Here is a 23,135-nt window from a genome sequence, read left to right on the forward strand (position 1 = left end):
ACCTAATCATTCGCGCCGAGACGGCGCCAGTCCTCAGCCATAGCGACCGGTGATGTAGTCCTCGGCCTTCTTGGTGTGCGGATTGGAGAACATCGTCTTGGTGTCGTTGTACTCGATCAGCTCGCCCATGTGGAAGAAGGCGGTGTAATCGGCGACACGCGCCGCCTGCTGCATGTTGTGGGTCACGGTCACGATGGAGAACTGGGTCTTCAGCTTGTCCATCAGGTCTTCGATGGTCGCGGTGGAAATCGGGTCCAGCGCCGAGGTCGGCTCATCCATCAGGATGACGTCCGGCTTGACCGCGATCGCACGCGCGATGCACAGACGCTGCTGCTGACCACCGGACAGCGAGGTGCCCGGCTGATCCAGAATGTCCTTCACCTCTTCCCACAGGCCGGCATCACGCAGCGCGCTCTCGACCAGATCGTCCTTGTCGGCACGACGGCTGACCAGGTCGTGCATGGTCGGCGCATAGGCGATGTTGTCATAGATGGACTTGGGGAACGGGTTCGGCTTCTGGAACACCATGCCAACACGGCGACGCAGTGCCACTTCATCCATGTTGCGGGCATTGACGTCACGCCCGTCCATCTCGACCAGACCCTCGATGCGCACGCTGCGGATCAGGTCATTCATGCGATTCAGGCAGCGCAGGAAGGTCGACTTGCCGCACCCGGACGGCCCGATCAACGCGGTGACATTCTTCTGGAAGATGTCGATGTTGATGTTCTTCAGCGCCTGCTTCTCGCCGTACCACAGGTTGAGGTCTTCCACACGGATGGCCAGCTCATGATTGGCCTCTTCGTTGGTCACGATCGGTGTGCCGGGGCGTGCCATGGCGACAGGCTTGGCGGGGGTGGCGACGGTGCTGTTCATGTCTCGTATTCCTTGTTCAGTCGTGGGTCTGGTCATGTCGTGCGTCCCGCCTCGGCGGGACGTGATCCACCGACCTACCAGCGACGCTCGAATTTCTTGCGCAGCATGACGGCTGCGGCGTTGAGGAAGATCAGCACTGACAGCAGCACCAGGATGCCCGCCGCAGTCCGCTCGACGTAGGCCTGTTCCGGCTCACCTGCCCAGGTGAAGATCTGGGCCGGCAGCACGGTGGCCGCCTGGGTGATGGAGGTCGGTGCATCCGGAATGAAGGCCACCATGCCGACGATGATCAAGGGAGCGGTTTCCCCCATCGCCTGCGCCAGACCGATGATGGAACCCGTCAGGATACCCGGCAATGACAGCGGCAGAACGTGATCCCGCACGACCTGCCAGCGCGAGCAGCCAACGCCGAAGGCTGCCTGACGAATGGTGTCCGGCACGCTGCGCAGTGCGGAGCGGGTGGTGATGATGATCACCGGCAGCGTCATCAGCCCCAGCGTCAGACCACCGACCAGCGGGGACGAGCGCGGCATGCCGAAGAAGTTGATGAAGATCGCCAGGCCCAGCAGACCGAACAGGATCGACGGCACCGCCGCCAGATTGTTGATGTTGATCTCGATCGCCTGGGTGAGGCGATTGTCCGGCGCGAACTCCTCCAGGTAGACCGCGGTCAGCACGCCGACCGGGAAGGCGAAGGCCAGAGTGACCAGCAACGTCAGGATCGTGCCCATCGCCGCCGACCAGATACCGGCATATTCCGGCATCTTGGAATCACCGGTGGTGAAGAAGTTGATGTTGAACTTGAGCTCGGCCGTGCCGTTCTCGACCATGCGATCCAGTACGGCGATCTGCTTGGGCTTGAGATGCGCCTTGTGGCCCTTGAGGTACTGATCCACCCGGTCGTCCGCGATCACCCAGGTCTCGAGGGTCTGGCCCAGCAGCTCCGGGTTGGCCTTCATCTCGCGTGGCAGCTGACGCAGCCAGCCGCGGCTGACCAGCTCACGCACATCCTCTTCCACCGCCGCCAGCGGAATCTCGCGTGACTGCTCGCTGTAGGTGACCGGTACCTTGAGCTCCGCCTGCTGGAAGGCCGGATAGCCGCGCATCAGCATGTCGCCGATGAACACCACCAGGAAGGTTGCCGCCAGGGCCAGCGCCGCCATGGACATGTACTTCAGGCGCTGAGTGCGGCGATGACGGCCCTTGAGCTGGGCCGAGATATCGTCGAAGGAATGGCTCATGTCTTGTCTCGGCCTCACAGATTGTTGGCGCTGTACTTCTCACGGAAGCGGCGGATGAGAACCACCGAGACCATGTTCAGCAGCAAGGTGACGACGAACAGCACCAGACCCAGCGCGAAGGCGGACAATGTCTCGGCACTCGCGAATTCCTGGTCTCCCGTCAGCGCGGCAACGATACGCACCGTCACGGTGGTCATGTCTTCCAGCGGGTTGGCGGTCAGATTCGGACGCATGCCCGCCGCCATCACCACGATCATCGTCTCGCCCAGCGCACGCGACATGGCCAGCAGTGACGCCGAGATGATGCCCGGCAGCGCGGCCGGCAGGATGACATTGCGGATGGTCTCGCCCTGGGTCATGCCCAGCGCCAGAGATCCCTGACGCATGGTGTCCGGCACGGAGGTGATGACGTCATCCGACAGTGAGGAGATGAAGGGAATGATCATGATGCCCATGACCAGTCCCGGCGCCAGAGCATTGTTGTAGGACGCCTCGATACCCAGCGGCGAGAAGATGTCGACGATCAGCGGTGCCACGGTGATGGCGGCGAAGAAGCCATAGACGACGGTCGGGATACCGGCGAGCACTTCCAGCACCGGCTTGGCCACGGTACGCACGCGCTCCGGGGCGAATTCCGACATGTAGACCGCCGCCAGCAGGCCGATGGGAATGGCCACCAGCATGGCGATCAGGGTGATCATGAAGGTACCGGCGAACAGCGGAACCGCCCCGAAGTTGGCGGTGCTCTCGACGCCCTCGCCACGGCCGGCTGCCAGCTGGAAGCTGTTGCCCGGGTCCCAGGTGGTGCCGGTGATGAAGGTCCAGAAGCTTTCCATCTGGAAGAAGCGGATGGCTTCGAAGATGATGGAAGCCAGAATGCCGAACGTCGTGACGATGGAGATCATCGCCGCCCCGATCAGCACATAACGAATCAATGTCTCGATCGCATTGCGCGCGTGAAAATCAGGCTTCACCAGCGCCAGACCGATGAGCATGCCGACACCTGCGACGACGAGGCTGGCAGCCAGCAGCTCGGCGCCCTCGATGGATACCCCGGCCGTGGCGATCGCCAGTACGGCGGCCAGTCCGACCAGCAGTGCCGGGCCGGCACAGGAGATGGCGGTGAACCAACCGTATTGATCCGGCTGGGCGTACATCTCTGCCCCGCTGGCACGCACCTTCTGCGCCTTGCCTCGGCCGACGAAGAAGGCAATCAGGCCAGACAGCGCCACGATGCCAATGAAGAAGAGAAAGATCTGCTGAGTCTGCATCTTTCGAGTCCCGGAGTCGCGTTATCCGCAAAGTGAAGGCAACTTGCCTGGGTCAGCTGCGTCAGTTACTTCTTGAGGTCAGCCAGGGTCAGCTTGGTGCGGTTCTTCACCTGCTCACGCAGGGCTTCACGCTCATCCTTGGGCAAGGGAATCAGGCCGATGCCCTTCAGGTAGCCCAGCTCACCGATCATCTTCTCGCTCATGAACAGGTCGTTGTAGGCCTGCTGCGCCGGCACGTCATCCTTGTGCTGGTTCTTCACGTAGTAGAACAGCGAGCGGGACACCGGGTACTCACCGGAGGAGATGGCATCGGCTTCCGGCAGGACGCCATCGATGGAGGCACCGACGACCTTGTCGGCGTTCTCTTCCAGGAAGGAGTAGCCGAAGATACCGAAGGCATCGGTGTTCTCGACCAGTTTCTGGATGATCAGGTTGTCGTTCTCACCCGCCGCGATGTAGTGGCCGTCCTGACGGATGTTGGTGTAACCCTCACCGCCGTAGCCTTCCATCTCTTCGGTGGAGACTTCCATCACCAGCTCTTCGAAGGCATCACGCGTACCGGACGTGGAAGGCGGACCATAGACGGTGATCTTGCGATCCGGCAGGGAGGAATCGATCTCGGACCACTTGGTGTAGGGGTTGTCGACCAGCTTGCCATCGACCGGCACCTGAGCGGCGACCGCCAGGGTGATCTGCTCACGCGTCAGGTTGATGTCGCCATCACTCTCTTCACAGCGCTCGAACTCGGACGTCTTCATGCGGCGGGAAGCGTTGGTGATGTCCGGCGTGCTGTCCCCGACCCCTTCACAGAACAGCTTCATGCCGCCACCGGAACCGGTGGACTCGATGACCGGCGTCGGGAAGTCGCTGGTGGCACCCAGCTCTTCTGCCACATAGCTGGAGAACGGATAGACCGTGGAAGAGCCGACGATGCGCAGCTGTTCACGGGCTTCTGCTGCACCGACGGATGCGGCGAGAACAGCGACTGCGAGACCTGACTTGAGGAACGCCTTCATGCCTGAAACTCCTTGCGAAAAGAATGAGCCTTGAGGTTGGCTTCTTGTCTACGAGGAGCACTTTGCCAAGCATTCATGACAACCGTGTGACAGTCATCGCGAGTCGCCGTGTGATCAATGACCCTCAGTCCGAGGGGGCGGCATGACGCGCCAGGGCGCGACGCCCCGCCAGCACGCGCAGCAGGATATTGCTGACCAGCGCCGTGCCCAGCATGCCGAGGATCATCGGCCACAGGCTGTCCAGCGCCAGCCCTGCGATCAGCATGCCGATCAAGGCGCCACTGGCGAATTGCAGGCTGCCGATCAGGGCGTTGGCGGTGGCGCTGATACGGGGGAAGTACTCGAGCGCGGAAGAAATCGCATTGGGAGCGACCATGCCGTTGGCCCCGACGAAGAGCATCAACAAGGGTGCCATCAGCGCCAGATGATCCAGCCCCAGCGCCAATGCCAGCACCAGCAGACAGGCCGCGAGCAGCTGGATACCGATCCCGATGCGCAGCAGCCGTGGAGGCGACATGCGTGACAGCAGGCGCACGTTGAGGCGATTGGCGGTGAACATGAACAGGATGTTGGCCCCGAACAGCGCCGGGTACCAGGAGGCGGTGACACCGAAGTGCTCCATGTAGACATACGGGGAGGCGGTGATGAAGGCGAACATGCCACCGAAGCCCATCGCCTGGGTAATGGCATAGCCCATCGCCGGGCCATGGCGCATCACGCTGACATAATCGCGAGCGACCTGCGCGATGCTGGCCGGAGGCTCATCCGCTTCGCGATGGCGGCGTGTCTCCGGCAGCCGGAAAGGCAGCACGACCAGCAGGAAGGCGGCATAGGCGGCCAGGAAGGCGAAGATCAGCCACCAGCCCGCCAAGCCCAGCAGCAGACTGCCGATCGCCGGGGCGATCAGCGGTGCCAGCATCATGATCACCGCGACGGTCGAGAGCACCTTGGCCGCCTCGCGCCCGCTGAAGCAGTCACGCACGATCGCCGAGGAATTCACCACCGAGGCCCCGCCGCCCAGCGCCTGCACGAATCGCAACGCATAGAGGCCTTCGAGACTGTCGACCTGGGTGATCGCCAGACTCGCCAGCAGGAAGACGAAGATCCCGGAGAGCAACACCGGCTTGCGGCCGATGCGGTCCGACAGCGGCCCGAAGATCAACTGCCCCAGCGAGAAGCCGAGCAGGAAGATCGACAGCGACAGCTCCGTATGATGGACGCTGGTGTCGAGCGCTTCCGCCATGGCCGGCAATGCCGGCAGATAGGCATCGATGGCCAAGGGGGCCAGTGCGGTGTTGGCAGCGACCAGCAAGGCCAGCTGACGGGTTTGACGCTTGTCCACATCCCCTCCCGTCGGACGACCCGCGCTCAGTACAGGAAACTCTTGCATGGCACAGGACAAGCTCTCCCAACTCAAGGACATGACCACCGTTGTCGCCGACACCGGTGACCTCGAGGCGATTCGTCGCTTCGCGCCCACAGATGCTACCACCAACCCGTCGCTGATCCTGCAGGCCGCCCAGGACCCGTCGCGTCGCGAGCGCCTGACCGAGGTCGCGCGCAAGGCCACCGACATCGACGATGCCGTGGACGCCGTGGCCGTGGATATCGGCACCGAGATCGCCGGTCTGGTACCGGGCTATGTCTCCACCGAAGTCAGCGCCCGCCTGTCCTTCGATGCCGACGAGACCATCCGTCGCGCGCATCGCATCATCGAGCGCTACGCCGCCAATGGCGTCGGTCAGGAGCGCATCCTGATCAAGACCGCCTCCACCTGGGAAGGCATTCGTGCCGCCGAGAAGCTCGAGCGTGAAGGCATCCGTACCAACCTGACGCTGCTGTTCAGCTTCGCCCAGGCCCAGGCCTGCGCTGATGCCGGCGTGACGCTGATCTCGCCCTTCGTCGGCCGTATCCTCGACTGGCACAAGGCCAACCAGCCGGATGCCGATTTCAGCGGCGACAACGACCCGGGCGTGAAGTCCGTCAAGGCCATCTACGAGCACTACAAGGGTCACGGCTACAAGACCATCGTGATGGGCGCCAGCTTCCGCAACACCGGGGAAATCGAAGCCCTGGCCGGTTGCGACCGCCTGACCATCTCTCCGGCGCTGCTGGGTGAGCTGGCCGAAAGCACGGGCCCGCTGGCGCGTCGTCTGCAGGCCGCCGATGCCGAGCGCAACGTGCCGGAAGTGCTGACCGAGTCCAACTTCCGCTGGGACATGAACGAAGATGCCATGGCCACCGAGAAGCTGGGCGAAGGCATCCGCAAGTTCATGGCGGATCAGCGCAAGCTCGAGTCACTGCTGGCCGAACTGCGCAGCCACTGAGCCGCATCGTCAATGCGGCTGGCGCTGCTCCTCGCTTTCCAGAAGCTCGATCAAGGGCTGGAACTGCAGGCGATTGTGGCCATTGAGACACATCAACAGACGATGCGCCTCGAGAATACGGCCGCGCAGTGCCTGCTCCTGACTCGCCGAGGCCTCTGCCCCACCCTCGACCGGCACCTCCGCCGTGGCGTCATCACAGCCCGAGCTGTCCAGCTCGGCCTGCTCCGCCTCCGCCAGCTGACTGGCATCCACGACACTGGCCACCTCATCGAACCCCATGACCTTGAGCATGGTCATCACATCAGGGTGAGCCGCTACCACCTGGGCCGGCAGGATCAGACGATCCCGCACGGCCAGTGCCAGCTTGGCCAGAAAGCCCAGTGCAGTGGAGTCAATGTTGGTGGCTTCGCGCAGATCGATGATCACGCTTTCCAGACCATCGACCGCTGCCACGCGTTGAACCTGCTGGTCCAGCGTGGCACACAGTGTCAGGCGTACGTCACCCGACAGCTTGAGCACGAACAGGCCGTCATCGAACACGGCCTGGATACGTCCTTCATCCATCATGGAATCCTGTCAGCGTCATCAGGGTAAGGTCATCCGGCAGCTCACCATCCAGTGCCAGACCGCGGCGCAATCCCTGCACATCCTCACTGCTCAGTATCCGTTGATGCAGTGCTTGAGTTCGTTCCTCCAGCGCCTCGCCCGGCAGGCACTCCAGCACACCATCACTGGCCAGCCACAGGCGGAAACGCGCGGGAAGCGCCACACGATACGCCGGATAGCGGGTGCCTGGGAAGAGGCCTACCGGGCGCCCGCTGCCTTCCAGTACCTGAATCCCACCCTCCGGAGTCACCAGGACCGGCATCGGCAGCTGGGCCCCCAGGGTGTAATGCAGTGTGGCCGCTTCACGGTCAATCACACCGCACAGCACGGTCGCGTGCTTGCCGATGCCACTGTCCAGCAGCTCACGGTTGAGCAACGCCAGCCATTCAGGACCGAAGGTTTCCGGCGTATGTTCCTCCCAGTGGCGAATCGCACGCGCGAACAATAGCTTGAGCAGCACCGTCACGAAGGCCGAAGACGCCCCATGCCCGGAGACATCGGCGAAATAGAACAGACTGAAACGCTCATCGATCGCCTGATACTCGAGAAAATCTCCCGACAGATACAACGAGGGCGACAGGCAGTAGTCATAGCGGATGCCATTGATTCTCTGCCCACTTTCCGGCAACAAGCGTTGCTGAATCTGCCCACCGGCCAGCTGGTCCTGACGCAGCATCGCCAGATGCGTCTCGAGATGCTCGTTGAGCTCCTCGAGACGCGCGCGGGCCTTGGCGTGTTCATGCGCGAGCTGGTGATGCTCCGCCGCCCGCTTGAGCAGACTGCGCAACACCGAGCCATGCTCACGCGGGGCGATCAGATAATCCACCAGCCCCGCCTCCACCGCGGGCAACAGGCATTCATCGCCGCGACTCTCGGCCACGACCACCGTGGGCAGGCACTCGGCGAGACGCGCCCACTCCTGACTGGCCACGGCCTCGACATGCGCCACCACCACCGCGACCCCACTGGGCAGCGTTGCAATGCTGTCACAGGCCGCCACTGCACAACGCTCATCCGTCAACAGCGTCGCCAGCGCATCACGCCGCGAACCGACCAGATCGATCAGACCGATCAACAGACGCTTGCCTTGCTCATCCGCCATGCCAACCTCTCATGCCCGTCCTTACTGGCTGTCATCTTCCGGTGCAAAGGCACCATCGAGATCCGCATCATCGAAACTGTCGCTGGCGAAGGGATCATCCCCGAGCTTGCCATCGTTGATCTCGAAGTTGCGACGCTGCAGATAGGCATCGCGGATGAAGCTGTAGCGATCTCCCTGAATCAACTTCTCCTGCTCGAGCAGACCGGCACGGGTATCGACGAGATCCAGTGCTTTCAGGCCATAGCGCACCTTGTCTTCCTCGAGGTAGTTGATCGGATCATTGAAGTAATCCACCGGCATGCCGGCAGTGTCACGCAGCGTGCTCGGACCGAACAGCGGCAACATGAGGTAAGGCCCCTGGCCGGCGCCCCACACGGCAAGTGTCTGACCGAAATCTTCCTCGTCGACCGTCCAGCCAAGCTCGCTGGCCGGATCGAACAGCCCGCCGATACCGACGGTGGAATTGAGCAGCAGGCGCCCCGTGGAAATCCCGGCATTCGCCCACTTCCACTGCAGCACCGAGTTGAACATGGTGCGCACTTCCCCGAGGTTGGAGAAGAAGTTGCCCACGCCATCCTGAACCAGCTCCGGCGTCACGTAATCGTAGCCCTGAGCCACCGGCTTGAGCGCATAGCGATCCAGGGTGTCATTGAAGGTGTAGACGTTGCGGTTGAAGCCCTCCCACGGGTCCTGGGGATTCGGCTCGCTGTCACCTGTACTGGCACAACCGGCCAGCAGAGACATGGCCAGCAGTGCCGGCAGGGAAGTCTTGATCATGTGCATCGCATCACCTGTAAGTCTGTTGGAATCCTGCAGCGGTCCTTGCCACATCCATGGCTGTCAGGTCCGGTCTTCTTTATACGTTCCGCTCACGCCAGGAGCCAGTGCTCAGCCACAGCGTTTCAGCAGCACGCTTCCCGCACTGTAGCCGGCCCCGAAGGAGCAAAGCACACCCAGGCTGCCAGCGGGCAGATCCGCATGATGCAGATGGAAGGCGATCACCGACCCCGCCGAGCTGGTATTGGCGTAGCGGTCGAGAATGATCGGCGCTTCCTCGCTCGACGGATCACGCCCCAGCACACGACGAGCGATCATGTCGTTCATGTGGCGATTGGCCTGGTGCAGCCACATGCGATCAAGATCACCGCCATCGGCCTCGATCTCGCCCAGATGCGTGGTGATCAGCTCGGCCACCATCGGGCAGACTTCGCGGAACACGCGCCGACCTTCCTGGATGAACAGCTTGTCATCGGCCTGTTCACGGTGCGTGGCGCTGTCCAGCGTCGTGGCAGATGCCACATCATCCTCAAGCACTGCCGCGCGATTGAGGAAGCCGAAATTGTTGCGTATCGCGTTGGAGAAACGGGTCACCAGTCGCGTACCGAGCACCTCGAAGCCATCGGTGCGCGTGGCGACATCCGCCGCTTCCAGCACCACGGCCGTGCAGGCATCGCCGAAGATGAAGTGACTGTCGCGATCACGGAAATTCAGATGCGCACTGCAGATCTCGGGATTGACCATCAACACCCGCTGCGCGCTGCCACTGCGGATGGCGTTGGCCGCGGTCTCGATCCCGAAGGTGGCGGAGCTGCACGCCACGTTCATGTCAAAGGCATAGCCACCGGCCTCTAGCGCCGCCTGCAGCTCCACCGCCACGGCCGGATAGGGGCGCTCGAGATTGGAGCAGGCCACGATGACCAGATCAAGTTCCTCGGCCTTCACGCCCGCCGCGGCCAGCGCCTCACGCGCGGCCGCCACGCCCATCTCGCACTGCACCGAGGGTTGATCATTGTCGCGCGCGGGCAGCCGCGGGCGCATGCGCTCAGGGTCGAGAATGCCCTCGGCATCCAGCACGTAGCGGCTGTGGATACCCGAGGCCTTGACGATGAATTCAGCGCTGGACTCGGTACGCGGCTCGCGCTCGCCCCGAGCGATGGCCTCGGCATTGGCGGCGTTGTCCGCCGCCACCCAGGCATTGAAGGAGGCGACCAGCGCCTCGTTGCTGACGGCATGTTCCGGCGTGTAGAGGCCGGTGCCGGTGATCAGCACGCGGTGATTGCCAGTGGCGTCCAGCTGGCGCTCCGCCGTGGTGGCGCGAGGGTCGGCAGCGTGCTGATTGTCGTTGTTGGGCATGCATCCACTCCTGACAGTGGCCTCTCGTCGGAGACCACCTCAGCGCCGCGCCATCAATTCCTGCCAGCGCTTCTCCAGCCGCTTGGGGGAGACGGTCTCCAGCGTGCCGAGCTGCTGAGCGAACAATGAGACGCGCAGCTCCTGCAGCCACCAGCCGAACTCCTCCAGCTCCGCATCGGGCAGGCCCTGCTCGCGGGCCTTGCTCAGGCGGGCATCAAGGCGTGTCTCGAAGCTCTTGACCGCCTCCATGTCACGTTGATCACGCATGCGCTCACGCGGGGCCTTGTCGAGACGGATCAGCATCGCCTCCACATAGCGTGGCAGCTGATGCAGCCAGGCACCCGCCTCCTGGAGGAAGCCCGGGTGCACCAGGCGGGCCTGCTGGGCCTTGAGGTCTGCCACCACCAGCGCCATCGAGAAGTCGATCTTGCCCTTGAGGCGCTTGGAAAGCTCCAGATGCTGCGTGAGCGCAGCCTCCAACGGCTTGATCAGTGCTTCGGCGTGGGGCACCAGCTCGGCCCGCTTGTCATCCAGACGCGCCTGCAACTCACCGCGCGAACGCGGCAGCGGCTCGACGGCCATCACCTGCTCGAAGACGCTGTAGAGGAAGTCATCCGCCAGCACGCGACGCGTGCCGACCTTGGCGAACAGCAGCGCGCAGCGCTCCAGTGCCTTGAACTCCCGGTCCAGATAGCGCACCTGGTCCGGCAGGCGTGCCATCGCCAGACGCGTGATGCCATCACGATGCGCGGCGGCGGCCTTGGCCGGATGATCGAACAGCTCCACGCTCAGCTGCTGCTCGCTTGAGGTGGCAGCATTCGCGGGCGAGTGACTTGACGGTGCACTGTTTCTGCCGGTCTTGCGAGCCAGCTTGCGTTCCTTGGCACTCATGCCGCCCTCGGCGGGCACCGACGGCTTCACCACCAGCGCCGGATAGGCCTCGACCCGAATGCCTGCCTGGGTGGTGCTGTGGGAGGTCGCGATCGGCGCCTCCGGCAGGTCTTCCAGCACTTCACTGTCGGCATCGCGGCTGCGACTGGCCATGGCGCGTGCCGCGGCGGCCGCCGAGTCCTTGAAACGCGCCTCGAGCACTTCAAGATCACGCCCCTCCCCCAGCACCTTGCCGTCCTGATCGACGATGCGCAGATTCATGTTCAGGTGCGGCTCCAGCGTCTCCGGCGCCCAGGCATCCGACGGCAGGCGCAGGCCAGTCTTGACGCGCATGAACTCGGCCAGCGCGTCGGTCAACGGCACGTCATCCGGGGTCAACGCCTCAAGCGCGGCATCGACCCAGTTGGGAATCGGCACCACCTGCTTGCGATACTGCTTGGGCAGCGATTTCATCAGGCCGATGGCCTTGTCCCGCAGCAGCCCCGGCACCAGCCACTCGATGCGATAGCGCGGCAGCTGGGAGAGCATCGCCGCCGGGACCGTCATGGTCACGCCGTCATCCACCGCGCCGGGCGCGAAGTGATAGCTCAGCGGATAGGCGACACCATTGTGATGCAGCTGCTCGGGATAGCGTGCGGCGGTGACTTCCTCGGCATCGCGCGCCATCAGGTCATCGAGATCCAGATGCAGGACATTCGGATTGTCGCGCTCGGCATCCTTGCGCCACTTGTCGAAGCCGCGCCCGTTGTAGATGCCTTCCGGAATCCGCTCGGCATAGAAGGCGAACAGCGTCTCCTCATCGACGAGAATGTCACGCCGGCGCGCACGATCCTCAAGCTCCCCGACTTCCTCCATCAGGCCACGATTATGGGCGAAGAATGGCGCGCGGGTCTGGAATTCACCCTCGACCAGCGCGCGGCGGATGAACAGCTCGCGGGATTCCTGTGGCGCCAGCGGGCCGTAATGCACCTTGCGCGCGGTGACGATGGGCAGGCCGAACAGCGTGACCTGCTCACTGGCGACCACCTGGGCACGCTTCATCTCCCAGTGCGGCTCGCTGTAGCTGCGCTTGACCAGATGCTCGGCCAGCGGCTCGACCCACTCGGGCTTGATCGCCGCGACCTGTCGCGCGTAGAGCCTGGTGGTCTCGACCATCTCGGCCGCCATCACCCACTTGGGCGACTTCTTGGCCACACCGGAGCCCGGATGCACGAAGAAGCGTCGGTTGCGCGCCCCGAGATACTCGCGATTTTCCTGCTTGAGGCCGAGATTGGAGAGCAGCCCGGTCAACAGCGCACGATGCAGGGCTTCATGATCAATGGCCACCGACGGACGACGGCCCTGGCCCGGAGACGCCAGCACTCGCGCGGTGACCTCGGCCTGTGCCTCGGCGTCACGCGCATGCTGGCTGCTGGTCATCTCCAGCCCAAGATCCCGCGTCAGCTGCTTGAGCTGACGGAAGGTGTCATGCCACTCGCGCAGACGCAGATAGTTGAGGAAGCGCGCCTTGCACCAGCGACGCAGCGGGTTGGCTCCCAGCGCGTCACGCGCCAGCTCGAAGCCTTCCCACAGATTCAGCCAGCTGACGAAATCGGAGCTGTCATCGTCCCACTCGTGGTGAATCTGATCCGCCTGCTGGCGCTTGTCGGCGGGACGCTCGCGCGGGTCCTGGATCGACAGTGCACTGACGATGATCAGCACTTCACGCAGACAGCCGCGCGAGGCGCCTTCCAGCACCATGCGCGCCAGACGCGGGTCGATGGGCAGACGTGCCAGGGTGCGACCATCACGACTCAGACGGTTGTGCTCATCCACCGCCCCCAGTTCGCGCAGCAGGCGGAAACCATCGGTGACGAAGCGCGAATCCGGGGCATCGACGAAGGGAAACTTCTCGATGTCGCCCAGCTTGAGCGACAGCATCGACAGAATCACCGAGGCCAGATTGGTGCGCTGGATTTCCGGCTCGGTGTATTCCGGGCGCGCGAGGAAATCCTCCTCGCTGTAGAGGCGGATGCACAGGCCTTCGGCGATACGCCCGCAGCGGCCCTTGCGCTGATTGGCGCTGGCCTGACTGATCGGTTCCACCGGCAGTCGCTGGATCTTGGAGCGATAGCTGTAACGACTGATGCGCACCAGCCCCGGGTCGATCACGTAGCGGATGCCCGGCACGGTCAGCGAGGTCTCGGCGACGTTGGTGGCCAGCACGATGCGCCGGCCACGATGCGGCTGGAAGACGCGATTCTGCTCTTCGTTCGAGAGCCGCGCGTACAGCGGCAATACCTCGGTATCGCGCAGCTGGGCGCGACGCAGGGTATCCGCGGTGGCGCGGATCTCGCGCTCGCCGGGCAGGAAGATCAACACGTCACGCGGACCCTGCATCCAGCCCTTCTCGCGCTCGATCAGCGACAGCTCTTCCACCGCGCGCAGGATACCTTCCTGCAGGCTGAGGTCTTCCTCATCCTCGGCATCGCGCACCAGCGGCAGGTATTGGGTCTCGACCGGGAAGTTGCGCCCGCTGACCGAGACGATGGGTGCCGGCGTGCCATCCTGGGCCGCGAAGTGCTGACTGAAGCGCTCCACGTCGATGGTCGCCGAGGTGATGATGATCTTGAGATCCGGACGGCGCGCGGTGAGGCGCTTGAGATAGCCGAGCAGGAAGTCGATGTTCAGACTGCGCTCGTGGGCCTCATCGATGATGATCGCCTCGTAGCGGCTCAGGTCCGGATCATGCTGGGTTTCCGCCAGCAGGATACCGTCGGTCATCAGCTTGATCAGCGTCGACGGGCCAGTGGTGTCGTTGAAGCGCACCTGATAGCCGACCGTCTCGCCGAGGGTCGTCTCGAGCTCCTCGGCCAGACGCGCCGCCACCGAGCGCGCCGCCAGACGGCGTGGCTGGGTGTGGCCGATCAGACCATTGCGCCCCAGCCCCATCTCCAGACACAGCTTGGGCAGCTGGGTGGTCTTGCCCGAGCCTGTCTCACCGGCGACCACCACGATCTGATGCTCGGCGAGCGCGGCGAGGATGTCCTCGCGACGCTCCACCACCGGCAGCTCCGGCGGATAGTTGAGTGCGGCCGGTGTCTGCCAGCGCGCCAGCGCCGTCTCGCGCGCGGCACGCTGGGCGATGCTCGCCTCGAGGCGGCTCTCGATATCGTTGATGGCACGATCGACCGGCTTGCCTTCCTTGAGACGCCGACGCAGGCCAGCCAGGCGCTTGCCCAGCTCGCGCTGATCACGGCTCAGGGCGCGTTCGAGGCGAGCCGCAAGGGCTTCAAGACGCGCATGTTCGGACGGTGCGGTAGCGGTGTCGCTCAAGGACTGCCTCTTCTCAACCAGCGACCACACGCCACGCGCGCAGCCGGATACTCTCGGGAACTCAGCCTCTCGCCCGACTGCACAGGGCAGCGAGCCACGAGACCTGAATGACGAAACGGCCCGCCAACGAGTGACGGGCCGTCCATTGTAGCCCCGCGCGTAGCCACGCCCAACCTTGGTGGCTCAGGTCTCGCGCACCGGGGTATTGCCTCCTTCGTCGTCGCTGTCACGCAGTTCACGGCGCAGCACCTTGCCCACGTTGGTCTTGGGCAGCTCATCGCGGAATTCGACGAAACGCGGCACCTTGTAGCCGGTCAGCTGCTCCTTGCACCAGCTGCGCAGGCTGTCGCGGTCGAGATCCGGGTTGCTGGACACGACAAACAGCTTGATCGCCTCACCGCTCTGCTCGTCCGGCACGCCGACCGCCGCGGCCTCGACGATATCCGGATGCCCGCTGACCACGTCCTCGATCTCGTTGGGGAACACATTGAAGCCGGAGACGATGATCATGTCCTTCTTGCGATCGACGATGCGCACGAAGCCATCCGGCTGGATGACCGCGATATCGCCGGTGCGAATGAAGCCCTCGTCATCCATCGCCTCACGCGTGGCGTCATCACGCTGCCAATAGCCCTTCATCACCTGGGGACCGCGCACGCACAGCTCACCCGGCGCGTCACGCCCCAGCGTCACGCCCTCGGCATCCACCACCTTGAGTTCGGTGCCGGGCACCGGCTTGCCGATGGTCCCCAGCTGCAGCTCACGCGGGGGGTTGAAGCTGACGATGGGCGAGGTCTCGGTCATGCCGTAGCCCTCGGCGATCGGGCAGCCGGTGACGGCTTCCCAGCGTTCAGCCGCGCTGCGCGTCAGGGCCATGCCGCCGGAGATGGTCAGCTTGAGGCTCGAGAAGTCCAGCGCCTTGAAATCATCGCGCTGGCACAGCGCCGAGAACAGCGTATTGAGGCCGACGAAGGCGGTGAACGGTGTCCTGGCCAGCGTCTTGATGAAGCCATCGATGTCACGGGGATTGGTGATCAGCACGCTGTGGTTGCCGCTCTCCATGCTGTAGAGGCAATTCACCGTGAAGGTATAGATGTGATAGACCGGCAGCGGCGCGATCAGCACCTCGTGGCCTTCATTGAGCACATCACTGATCACACCGCGCGCCTGCAGCATGTTGGCCACCAGATTGCGGTGGGTCAGCATGGTGCCCTTGGCGACCCCGGTGGTCCCGCCGGTGTACTGGAGTGCCGCGATGTCGTCGGCCTCTCGCGTGACACGCGTGTGCGAGAGCCCCGCGCCGCGCTTGAGCACGCTGCGCAGCGAGTGGGCGTCGGGCAGATGGTACTTCGGCACCATCTTCTTGACGTAGCGTACGGCCAGGTTGATCAACGGGCGCTTGGGGAAATCATGCAGGTCACCGATCTCGGTGATGATGACCTCCTCGATGGACGTGCGCTTGAGCACCTTCTCGAGCTTGTCCGCCATGTTGGCCAGAATCACGATGGCGCGTGCGCCGGAGTCATGGAACTGGTGCTGCATCTCACGCTCGGTGTAGAGCGGGTTGGTGTTGACCACCACCAGACCGGCGCGCAGCGCCCCGAACACGGCCACCGGGAACTGCAGCAGGTTCGGCAGCTGGATGGCGATGCGATCCCCGGGCTCAAGGCCGGTCTCATGCTCAAGCCAGGCGGCGAAGTCGCGCGACAGGCGATCCACATCGGCGTAGCTCAGCGTCTTGTCCATGCAGCTGAAGGCCGGACGCTCGGCATAATTGGCGCAGCTGGCCTCGAAGACCTCCAGAATCGAGGGGTACTCCTCGAGACCGGACAACGGCTCACCGCTGAGAATCAGGACCTTAACCAGCCGCCTCGAGATTGTAAAACGATCGATTGAAACCATCGTTCACATAGAGATTTCCCCATGGCAAAGATCTACCAGGACAACTCACAGGCCATCGGCAATACACCGCTGGTCAAGATCAACCGCCTCAGCCGCCACCCGCGCCTGTACGCCAAGGTGGAAGCCCGCAACCCGGCCTTCTCCGTCAAATGCCGGATCGGTGCCAGCATGGTGTGGGATGCGGAAGCGCGCGGCGAGCTCAAGCCGGGCATGGAGATCGTCGAGCCGACCTCCGGCAATACCGGTATCGCGCTGGCCTTCGTCGGTGCGGCGCGTGGCTACCCCGTCACCCTGACCATGCCGTCCTCCATGAGCATGGAGCGCCGCAAGGTGCTGAAGTCACTGGGTGCCAATCTGGTGCTGACCGACCCCGCCAAGGGCATGCAGGGCGCCATCGACAAGGCCTGCGAACTCAAGAAGGCCGAGCCGGAGCGCTACTTCCTGCCGCAGCAGTTCTCCAATCCGGCCAACCCGCGCATCCATGAGGAAACCACCGGCCCTGAGCTCTGGGATGCGCTGGACGGCGACATGGACGTGCTGGTCGCGGGGGTCGGCACCGGCGGTACCATCAGCGGTATCGCACGCTACTTCAAGACGGTGCGTGGCCAGACGCTGGAAGCCGTGGCGGTAGAGCCGGCGGAATCGGCCATCATTGCCCAGCGCCTCAAGGGCGAGCCCATCACCCCGGCACCGCACAAGATCCAGGGGATCGGTGCCAACTTCATCCCCGACAATCTGGATCTGACGCTGATCGACCGCGTCGAGTCGGTGGTCAGCGAAGACGCCATGGCCATGGCACGCCGTATCATGCAGGAAGAAGGCATCATGTGCGGCATCTCCTGTGGTGCGGCGATGACTGCGGCACTGCGCCTGGCCGAAGACCCGGCCTACGCCGACAAGTCCATCGTCGTCATCCTGCCGGACAGTGGCGAACGCTACCTGTCCTCGCCGATGTTCGCCGGCATGTTCGATGATGTCGAAGGCTGAATCTGATGCAAGCCAGACACACGAAGGGCCGCGATTGCGGCCCTTCGTGTGTCTGGCGATCGAACGACTTTTCTAGCGCTCAGCAGGCATCAGCAACTCAGGTCCGAGGCCAGCCAGTCCGGCTTGCGACGCGCAGTGGCGGTGCGATCGACCGCCCCGCTCTCGGCCTGCCCCTGCCTGCTCTTCCTGACTCAGCGGCAACTCACCGCCAAGACTGGCGACCAGCTCACCTTCCCGAAACACGACCAGCTGCCCGGGCAGCAGCCGCTGCCATTGCTCGTTGTCGGTCAGCGGGTCGGTGGCGATCACCGACACCACATCGGCATCGGTGGTGTGTTGCTGGAAGTCGACGCTCATCTCGAAATCGGTGAGGCTCGCCTGCCCGAAGGGCGCTCGGCGCGTGATGTGCGCAAGCTTGGTGGAGCAGTAGGCGTAGAGATGCACGCCATCGGAGAGCAGCAGATTGAAGACCCCCAGCGCACGCAGACGCTCGCACTGGGCATGCAGGTGACGCCACAGGTCCTCACAGCGAGAGGGCGGTTCCGGGAAGGCACGGCGGATCTCGCCGAGCAGGAAACAGGCGGCGTGCTCGCTGTCCGTGCTGCCCACGGGGCGATAGTACGGCAAGGGAAGCGTTTGCCAGTCCGCCAGCTGCCCATTGTGGGCATAGCACCACTGGCGCCCCCACAACTCCCGCGTGAACGGGTGGGTATTGGCCAACGTCACCTGGCCGACATTGGCTTGGCGGATATGACTGATCACCATCTGTGACTTGATGGGATAGTCGAGAATCATCCGCGCGATGGGCGAATCCACTGAAGGGTGCGGGTCACGGAATTCGCGATAGCCACCCTCTTCATAGAAGGCGATACCCCAGCCATCGCGGTGCGGGCCGGTACCACCCCCGCGTTGCAGAAAGCCCGCGAAGCTGAAGCAGATATCGGTCGGAACATTGGCACTCATGCCAAGCAGCTCACACATGGGGTTCCTCCCGTCGGGTCGGTTTGCGTGTCATGCGGCGCACCAGCAGGATCAGCATCAGCAGGCCGAATGCACCGGCCACGGCATAGGCGATCATGCGGCTCCGGGCAGAGCCGGCTTCCTGGCGCGCGAAGTCGGAAGCGCCCTCGAACCACTGGCCGATCAACGCCGGTACCTTGTCGATGGGCAGACGGCCCTTCATCAACAGGGCATTGAGGTCTTCCGGCGCATCTTCCCCGGCCTGATCCAGCCCCTCGATCTCACCGAAGCGCTCCCCCTCGATGGGTGTGCGATCCAGATTGGCCGCCCGACGCGCCGCGTCCGCATTGAGGGTATAGGGCGCGAGGTCCAGCACCGGCGGAGCTCCGTCGAGCGCGAGACGCGCGCTGATCTGCACATCCGCCTGGACATCCGAGTCCAGGGGCGGCAGGTCGATGCGCCATTGCCGCTCGCCATCCTCCGCCACGCTCAGGGCCTCCCCATGCAGCGTCGCGACCAGACGCGTGTTGGCGGTATTGAGCAGCGGATGACGCGCACTGACTTCCAGCGCGTCAGGCGACTTGCCGGTACGCGGGTCAGCGCCGACGGGCTCGACCAGCAGCGGGTCCACCACGCTGGTACGCTGACTGAGCTGGCGCGCGAAGGAGGCATTGTCGCGATAGCCCATCACGGTCAGGGTCAGGCGGGCGCCACCGAGCTGGTCGGGGGCCGGCATGTCGACATGGAAGTCGGCGCCGTCACGCTCAAGGCCTCGCTGCTGCGCGGTGGTGACATCCTCCGCCGCGCCTTCTCCCTCCTGCACATCCTGCTCCGGCACCAGACGTGCATTGCCATCCAGCGTCGCCAGGAAGTCCTCATCATTGACGGCGCGCGCGCCATCGACCAGCGATGCGGTCAGCGAGTAGTCGAAACCCCGATAGAGCGTGGCAGGCAGGGGCCGTGATACCAATGCCAGTTCCGAGACGATCGTGATGCGGCTATCGGCCCCCACCTCACCCTCGAGCTGCCACTTGCCGGTCTGGGGGTCCGTCACGGTGATCAGGTCATAACGCGGCTGGTGCTCCCAGCGCACCCCTTCCGGCAGTGACGCCTGGTCGGCGAGACGGTAACGCTGCCCCTGCGGCGAAATCAGCACCGGCGAGCGATCATCGGGGCCGTGGAAGACCAGGGCGGTGAATTCCTGCACGCTGTCATCGATCACGAAGTGCTTGTCGTTCAGCGGTACCTGCTCACCGGGCACGATGCGATCCAGCGCCGCGAGGAAGGCACGCAACAGGTCTTCCGGGCTCTCGGCGACCGTCGCCAGGCCGCCGGTACCGTCCGCGATCTGCTGAAGCAGATCCACATCGGCATTGCGCGACAGCGCCACCGTATGCACCGTGATGTCGTGGGCGGCAAGCTGCGGCGTCAGCTCATCCGTGATGCGCTGACGCGAGGCGCTGTCCGCGGCGGCCTTGCGGGTGCTCGGCTCACGCAGGTCGACCATGCCATCGGAGAGCAGGATGATCTGACGCGGTGCATCACCACCCACGCCGGCATCATTTCCCTGGGCAGCGGCGCGCAGGCCCGCCTCCAGATCCGTGTACTGCTCATAGTCGTCGAGACGGCTCTCGAGTCCGCGGGCAGACCGCTTCCAGCCGGCATCCACCGCCCCCAGCGCCAGCAGTGACTGTACCTGCTCACCGAAGCCCCATACCCCGGCATGCGAGCGCTCCGGCAACAGCGTCACCAGCAGATCCAGCGCACTGGCGCGCAGATTGGCCGGGTCGTTGTGCTTCATGCTGCCCGAGACATCGATGGCCATGCGCAGATCCGGTGTCTTGCCCGGCGCTGCACGCCGACGCTGCTCACGGCCACGTCCCAGCCACCAGATGCCGAGACCGGCCGCGACGCCCGCTCCGATGCCCAGTACCAGCATGGCAAAGGCCGAGGCCATGCCGCTGCCATCCTTCTGGATCAGGCTCACCGCGAAGGCCACGATGGCTGGCGCCGTACCACCATAGGAATCTTCCGGCACGCTGGCCGTCACGTGAAAACCGGTCGGCACCGCGATCATGCCGGCCACCGCTCCCACCACGATCCAGCGTATGAAGCGCGGCAAGGCGCGAACCGCCAGATAACCGGTCACCAAGACCACTGCCGCCAGGCCAAGATAGATCAGCCACATCTGCGGCAGAGAATCCGAAATCAACATGCCCTTCACTCCTGTCAGAACTTCCTGGCGAGACCAGGGACGCGACATGCCGCTCGCGGCAAGGGCTTGCGAACGCTGTGGGACAGGCTCAATGTTACACTCCAAGCCCGCCCGACACACTCGGGCACACGACATTCAAGAGGTAGCCATGTCCGACAGCCCCGTCCAGCGTCATTATCGTGCCGAAGACCCCCACTGGCACTGGCTTGAAGCGCGCGACACACCAGAGGTAAAGGCCTTTCTCGAGGCCGCCAATGCCGAGAGCGATACCTGGTTCACGCCACTCGAGTCACTGACTGACGCCCTCTACACCGGACATCTGGCTCGTCGCGAACTCGCCGTTTCCAGTCTGCCGGAAGCCCTCGACCATCACGTCTACTGGAGCGAGACCGCCGCTGACGCGGAGTATCCCGTCTGGTGGCGCCATCCGTTGGAGGCGGACCCCACGGATCGCTCGCGCCATGAATGTCTGCTGGACCTGCAGGCCCTGTCGCGCCATCACGATTTTGTCGAACTGGGCGACATGGCCATTTCGCCCGATGAGCAACGACTGGCATGGACTCTGGACACCAGCGGCGACGAGGTGTTCAGCCTGCGGCTTGCAACACTGAGCGCGGTTGACCGCGACGCGCGCACGCCAGTGCGTGGCGAGGCCCAGCCTGCAGGGCAGGACGATGAATGTCTGCTGGAGGATATCGGGCCGGACCTGGTGTGGGCCGAGGACGGTCAGCACCTGCTGTTCACGCGCTATGACAGCACCCAGCGCCCCTTCGAGATCTGGTGTCTGGACATCGAGAGCCGTGCCGAGACGCTGCTCTACCGTGAGGAAGACAGCGAATTCTGGGTCGGCATGGGCAAGACCCGTTCACGGGACTGGCTGGTACTGGAAACCGCGTCCAAGGACACCAGTGAATCCTGGCTGCTGCCGGCCGCGGCCCCACTGGGCGAGATGACGCTGGTGCGCGCACGCGAGACAGGCGTCGAATATGGCATCGATCACCGCCCCGGCCACTTCTATGTGCTGCACAACAAGGAGGCGCCGCATTTCCAGCTGGATATCGCCACCGAGCATGCCCCCGGCGACTGGCAGCCGCTGATCACCACTCGCGACGACGTGACGCTGGAAGGCGTGGAGGCGTTTTCCTGGGGCCTGATGGTCGATGAACGCGATCACCGTCAGGCCCAGGCCTGGCTGCGCGTGATCGAATTCGAGGGCACGGCGCCTACGCAAACGATCTGCCGCGACGAACGCCTGGCGATGCCGGAGCAACCGCTGAGCCAGGGGCTGGGCGACTGCCCGCACTTCGACGCTCGCCGCCTGCGCATCCGTGAGGAAAGCTTCACCACGCCGCCGAGCTGGATCGAGCTGGACCTTGACACGGGTGAGCGCACCTTGCTCAAGCGCCAGACCGTGCATGGCGATCTCGCGCCAGAGCAGTTGATCAGCCGTCGTCTGTGGGCCACCTCCGACGATGGCGAGCAGGTGCCCGTCTCGGTGGTGATGCGCCGTGACCTGTGTGATGGCGAGGGTATCCCCCACGCCCCGCTGCCGGTACTGCTCTATGGCTATGGTGCCTACGGCGAGACACTGGACCCCTGGTTCTCCATCGCGCGGCTGGAGCTTCTCAGCCGTGGCGTCGCCTTTGCCGTCGCCCACGTGCGCGGCGGTGGGGATCGTGGCGAGCCCTGGTATCTGGCCGGCAAGCTGGAGCACAAGGAAAACAGCTTCAATGACTTCCTCGCCGCGCGGGATGCGCTGGTCGAGCAAGGCGTCGGGGCCGCGGAGCGCATTGCCGCCTACGGTGCCAGCGCCGGTGGCCTGCTGGTCGGGGCCAGCCTCAACAAGCGTCCCGAGGCCTTCTGCGCCGCGGTGCTCGATGTGCCCTTCGTGGACGTGCTGCGCACCATGGAAAATCCGGAGCTGCCGCTGACCACCGCGGAATACACCGAATGGGGCAACCCGCACGAGAGCGAGGCGCGGCGTCGCATCCGCGCCTATTCCCCGCTGGACAACCTGAGCGCCGCCCCCTACCCGCCGCTGTTCCTGCAGGGCAGCTGGCACGATACCCGCGTGCCCTACTGGGAACCGGCCAAGCTGTATGCCCGCCTGCGCCAGATGGACTGCACGCCGCATCCGGTGCTGCTGCGCACCGACATGAGTTCCGGTCATGGCGGTGCCTCGGGTCGCTTCAAGGCCTGGCGTGACAACGCCCGGCAGGATGCCTTCCTGCTGTGGGCACTGGGCGTGTGTGAGAAAGCAGGCAGCGAAACGACCGCCCGCAGCAACGGCTGA

At 64.3% G+C, this 23,135-nt stretch carries 16 protein-coding genes; 3 read left to right on the plus strand and 13 right to left on the minus strand.

The window, feature by feature from the left end; translation table 11 throughout:
- Positions 1-33 precede the first annotated feature (33 nt).
- The 5 genes from pstB to CU110_RS12925 form a co-directional block, all read right to left on the minus strand.
- The gene (gene pstB / locus CU110_RS12905; protein ID WP_077379425.1) at positions 34-837 is read right to left on the minus strand and encodes a phosphate ABC transporter ATP-binding protein PstB; all 804 of its coding nucleotides are present in this window, start codon (positions 835-837) and stop codon (positions 34-36) included.
- 113 nt (positions 838-950) lie between these two features.
- Positions 951-2,117: a phosphate ABC transporter permease PstA gene (gene pstA / locus CU110_RS12910; protein WP_077379289.1), complete on the minus strand. Its 1,167-nt coding sequence runs from the start codon at positions 2,115-2,117 to the stop codon at positions 951-953.
- A 14-nt stretch (positions 2,118-2,131) separates the two neighbouring features.
- On the minus strand, positions 2,132-3,388 hold the full coding sequence (gene pstC, locus CU110_RS12915; protein ID WP_077379287.1) for a phosphate ABC transporter permease subunit PstC: 1,257 nt from the start codon (positions 3,386-3,388) through the stop codon (positions 2,132-2,134).
- Positions 3,389-3,453: 65 nt separating this feature from the next.
- On the minus strand, positions 3,454-4,404 hold the full coding sequence (locus CU110_RS12920; protein ID WP_127736243.1) for a substrate-binding domain-containing protein: 951 nt from the start codon (positions 4,402-4,404) through the stop codon (positions 3,454-3,456).
- 124 nt (positions 4,405-4,528) lie between these two features.
- The gene (locus CU110_RS12925) at positions 4,529-5,794 is read right to left on the minus strand and encodes a Bcr/CflA family multidrug efflux MFS transporter (RefSeq protein WP_127736246.1); all 1,266 of its coding nucleotides are present in this window, start codon (positions 5,792-5,794) and stop codon (positions 4,529-4,531) included.
- On the opposite strand from CU110_RS12925, the gene tal reads away from it, so the two are divergent.
- Complete coding sequence (gene tal / locus CU110_RS12930; RefSeq protein WP_077379279.1) at positions 5,793-6,731, plus strand: transaldolase; 939 nt, start codon at positions 5,793-5,795, stop codon at positions 6,729-6,731. The genes CU110_RS12925 and tal overlap by 2 nt on opposite strands.
- Positions 6,732-6,740: 9 nt before the next feature.
- On the opposite strand, the gene CU110_RS12935 is transcribed toward tal, so the two are convergent.
- The 6 genes from CU110_RS12935 to CU110_RS12960 form a co-directional block, all read right to left on the minus strand.
- Complete coding sequence (locus tag CU110_RS12935) at positions 6,741-7,298, minus strand: STAS domain-containing protein (RefSeq protein ID WP_346427141.1); 558 nt, start codon at positions 7,296-7,298, stop codon at positions 6,741-6,743.
- Entirely contained in the window at positions 7,288-8,439 is a 1,152-nt protein-coding gene (locus tag CU110_RS12940) for a PP2C family protein-serine/threonine phosphatase (protein WP_084209291.1), read from the minus strand. The genes CU110_RS12935 and CU110_RS12940 overlap by 11 nt, the downstream gene beginning before the upstream one ends.
- 21 nt (positions 8,440-8,460) lie before the next feature.
- Entirely contained in the window at positions 8,461-9,216 is a 756-nt protein-coding gene (locus CU110_RS12945; RefSeq protein WP_240499592.1) for a VacJ family lipoprotein, read from the minus strand.
- A 111-nt stretch (positions 9,217-9,327) separates the two neighbouring features.
- A complete protein-coding gene (locus CU110_RS12950) occupies positions 9,328-10,572 on the minus strand; it encodes a beta-ketoacyl-ACP synthase III (RefSeq protein ID WP_084209292.1) in 1,245 nt (414 codons plus the stop codon).
- 39 nt (positions 10,573-10,611) lie between these two features.
- Positions 10,612-14,778 carry an ATP-dependent RNA helicase HrpA gene (hrpA, locus tag CU110_RS12955; RefSeq protein WP_084209293.1) on the minus strand — a complete coding sequence of 1,389 codons (4,167 nt, stop codon included), beginning with the start codon at positions 14,776-14,778 and terminating at the stop codon, positions 10,612-10,614.
- Positions 14,779-14,961: 183 nt separating this feature from the next.
- A complete protein-coding gene (locus CU110_RS12960; RefSeq protein ID WP_127736249.1) occupies positions 14,962-16,680 on the minus strand; it encodes an AMP-binding protein in 1,719 nt (572 codons plus the stop codon).
- A gap of 21 nt (positions 16,681-16,701) precedes the next feature.
- On the opposite strand from CU110_RS12960, the gene cysK reads away from it, so the two are divergent.
- Positions 16,702-17,667, plus strand: coding sequence for a cysteine synthase A (gene cysK, locus CU110_RS12965; RefSeq protein ID WP_077379423.1), 966 nt, complete (start codon positions 16,702-16,704; stop codon positions 17,665-17,667).
- Positions 17,668-17,739: 72 nt separating this feature from the next.
- Here cysK and CU110_RS12970 read toward each other — a convergent pair whose 3' ends face one another.
- Both CU110_RS12970 and CU110_RS12975 read right to left on the minus strand, forming a co-directional pair.
- Entirely contained in the window at positions 17,740-18,648 is a 909-nt protein-coding gene (locus tag CU110_RS12970) for a class II glutamine amidotransferase (protein WP_127736252.1), read from the minus strand.
- Positions 18,641-20,842 carry a vWA domain-containing protein gene (locus CU110_RS12975; protein WP_164850373.1) on the minus strand — a complete coding sequence of 734 codons (2,202 nt, stop codon included), beginning with the start codon at positions 20,840-20,842 and terminating at the stop codon, positions 18,641-18,643. Before CU110_RS12975 ends, CU110_RS12970 begins: the two co-directional genes overlap by 8 nt.
- A 148-nt stretch (positions 20,843-20,990) precedes the next feature.
- Between CU110_RS12975 and CU110_RS12980 the strand changes: the two genes are divergently transcribed.
- Entirely contained in the window at positions 20,991-23,135 is a 2,145-nt protein-coding gene (locus CU110_RS12980) for a prolyl oligopeptidase family serine peptidase (RefSeq protein WP_084209297.1), read from the plus strand.

The organism is Cobetia sp. ICG0124 (assembly GCF_004006355.1).
Taxonomy (GTDB): domain Bacteria; phylum Pseudomonadota; class Gammaproteobacteria; order Pseudomonadales; family Halomonadaceae; genus Cobetia; species Cobetia marina.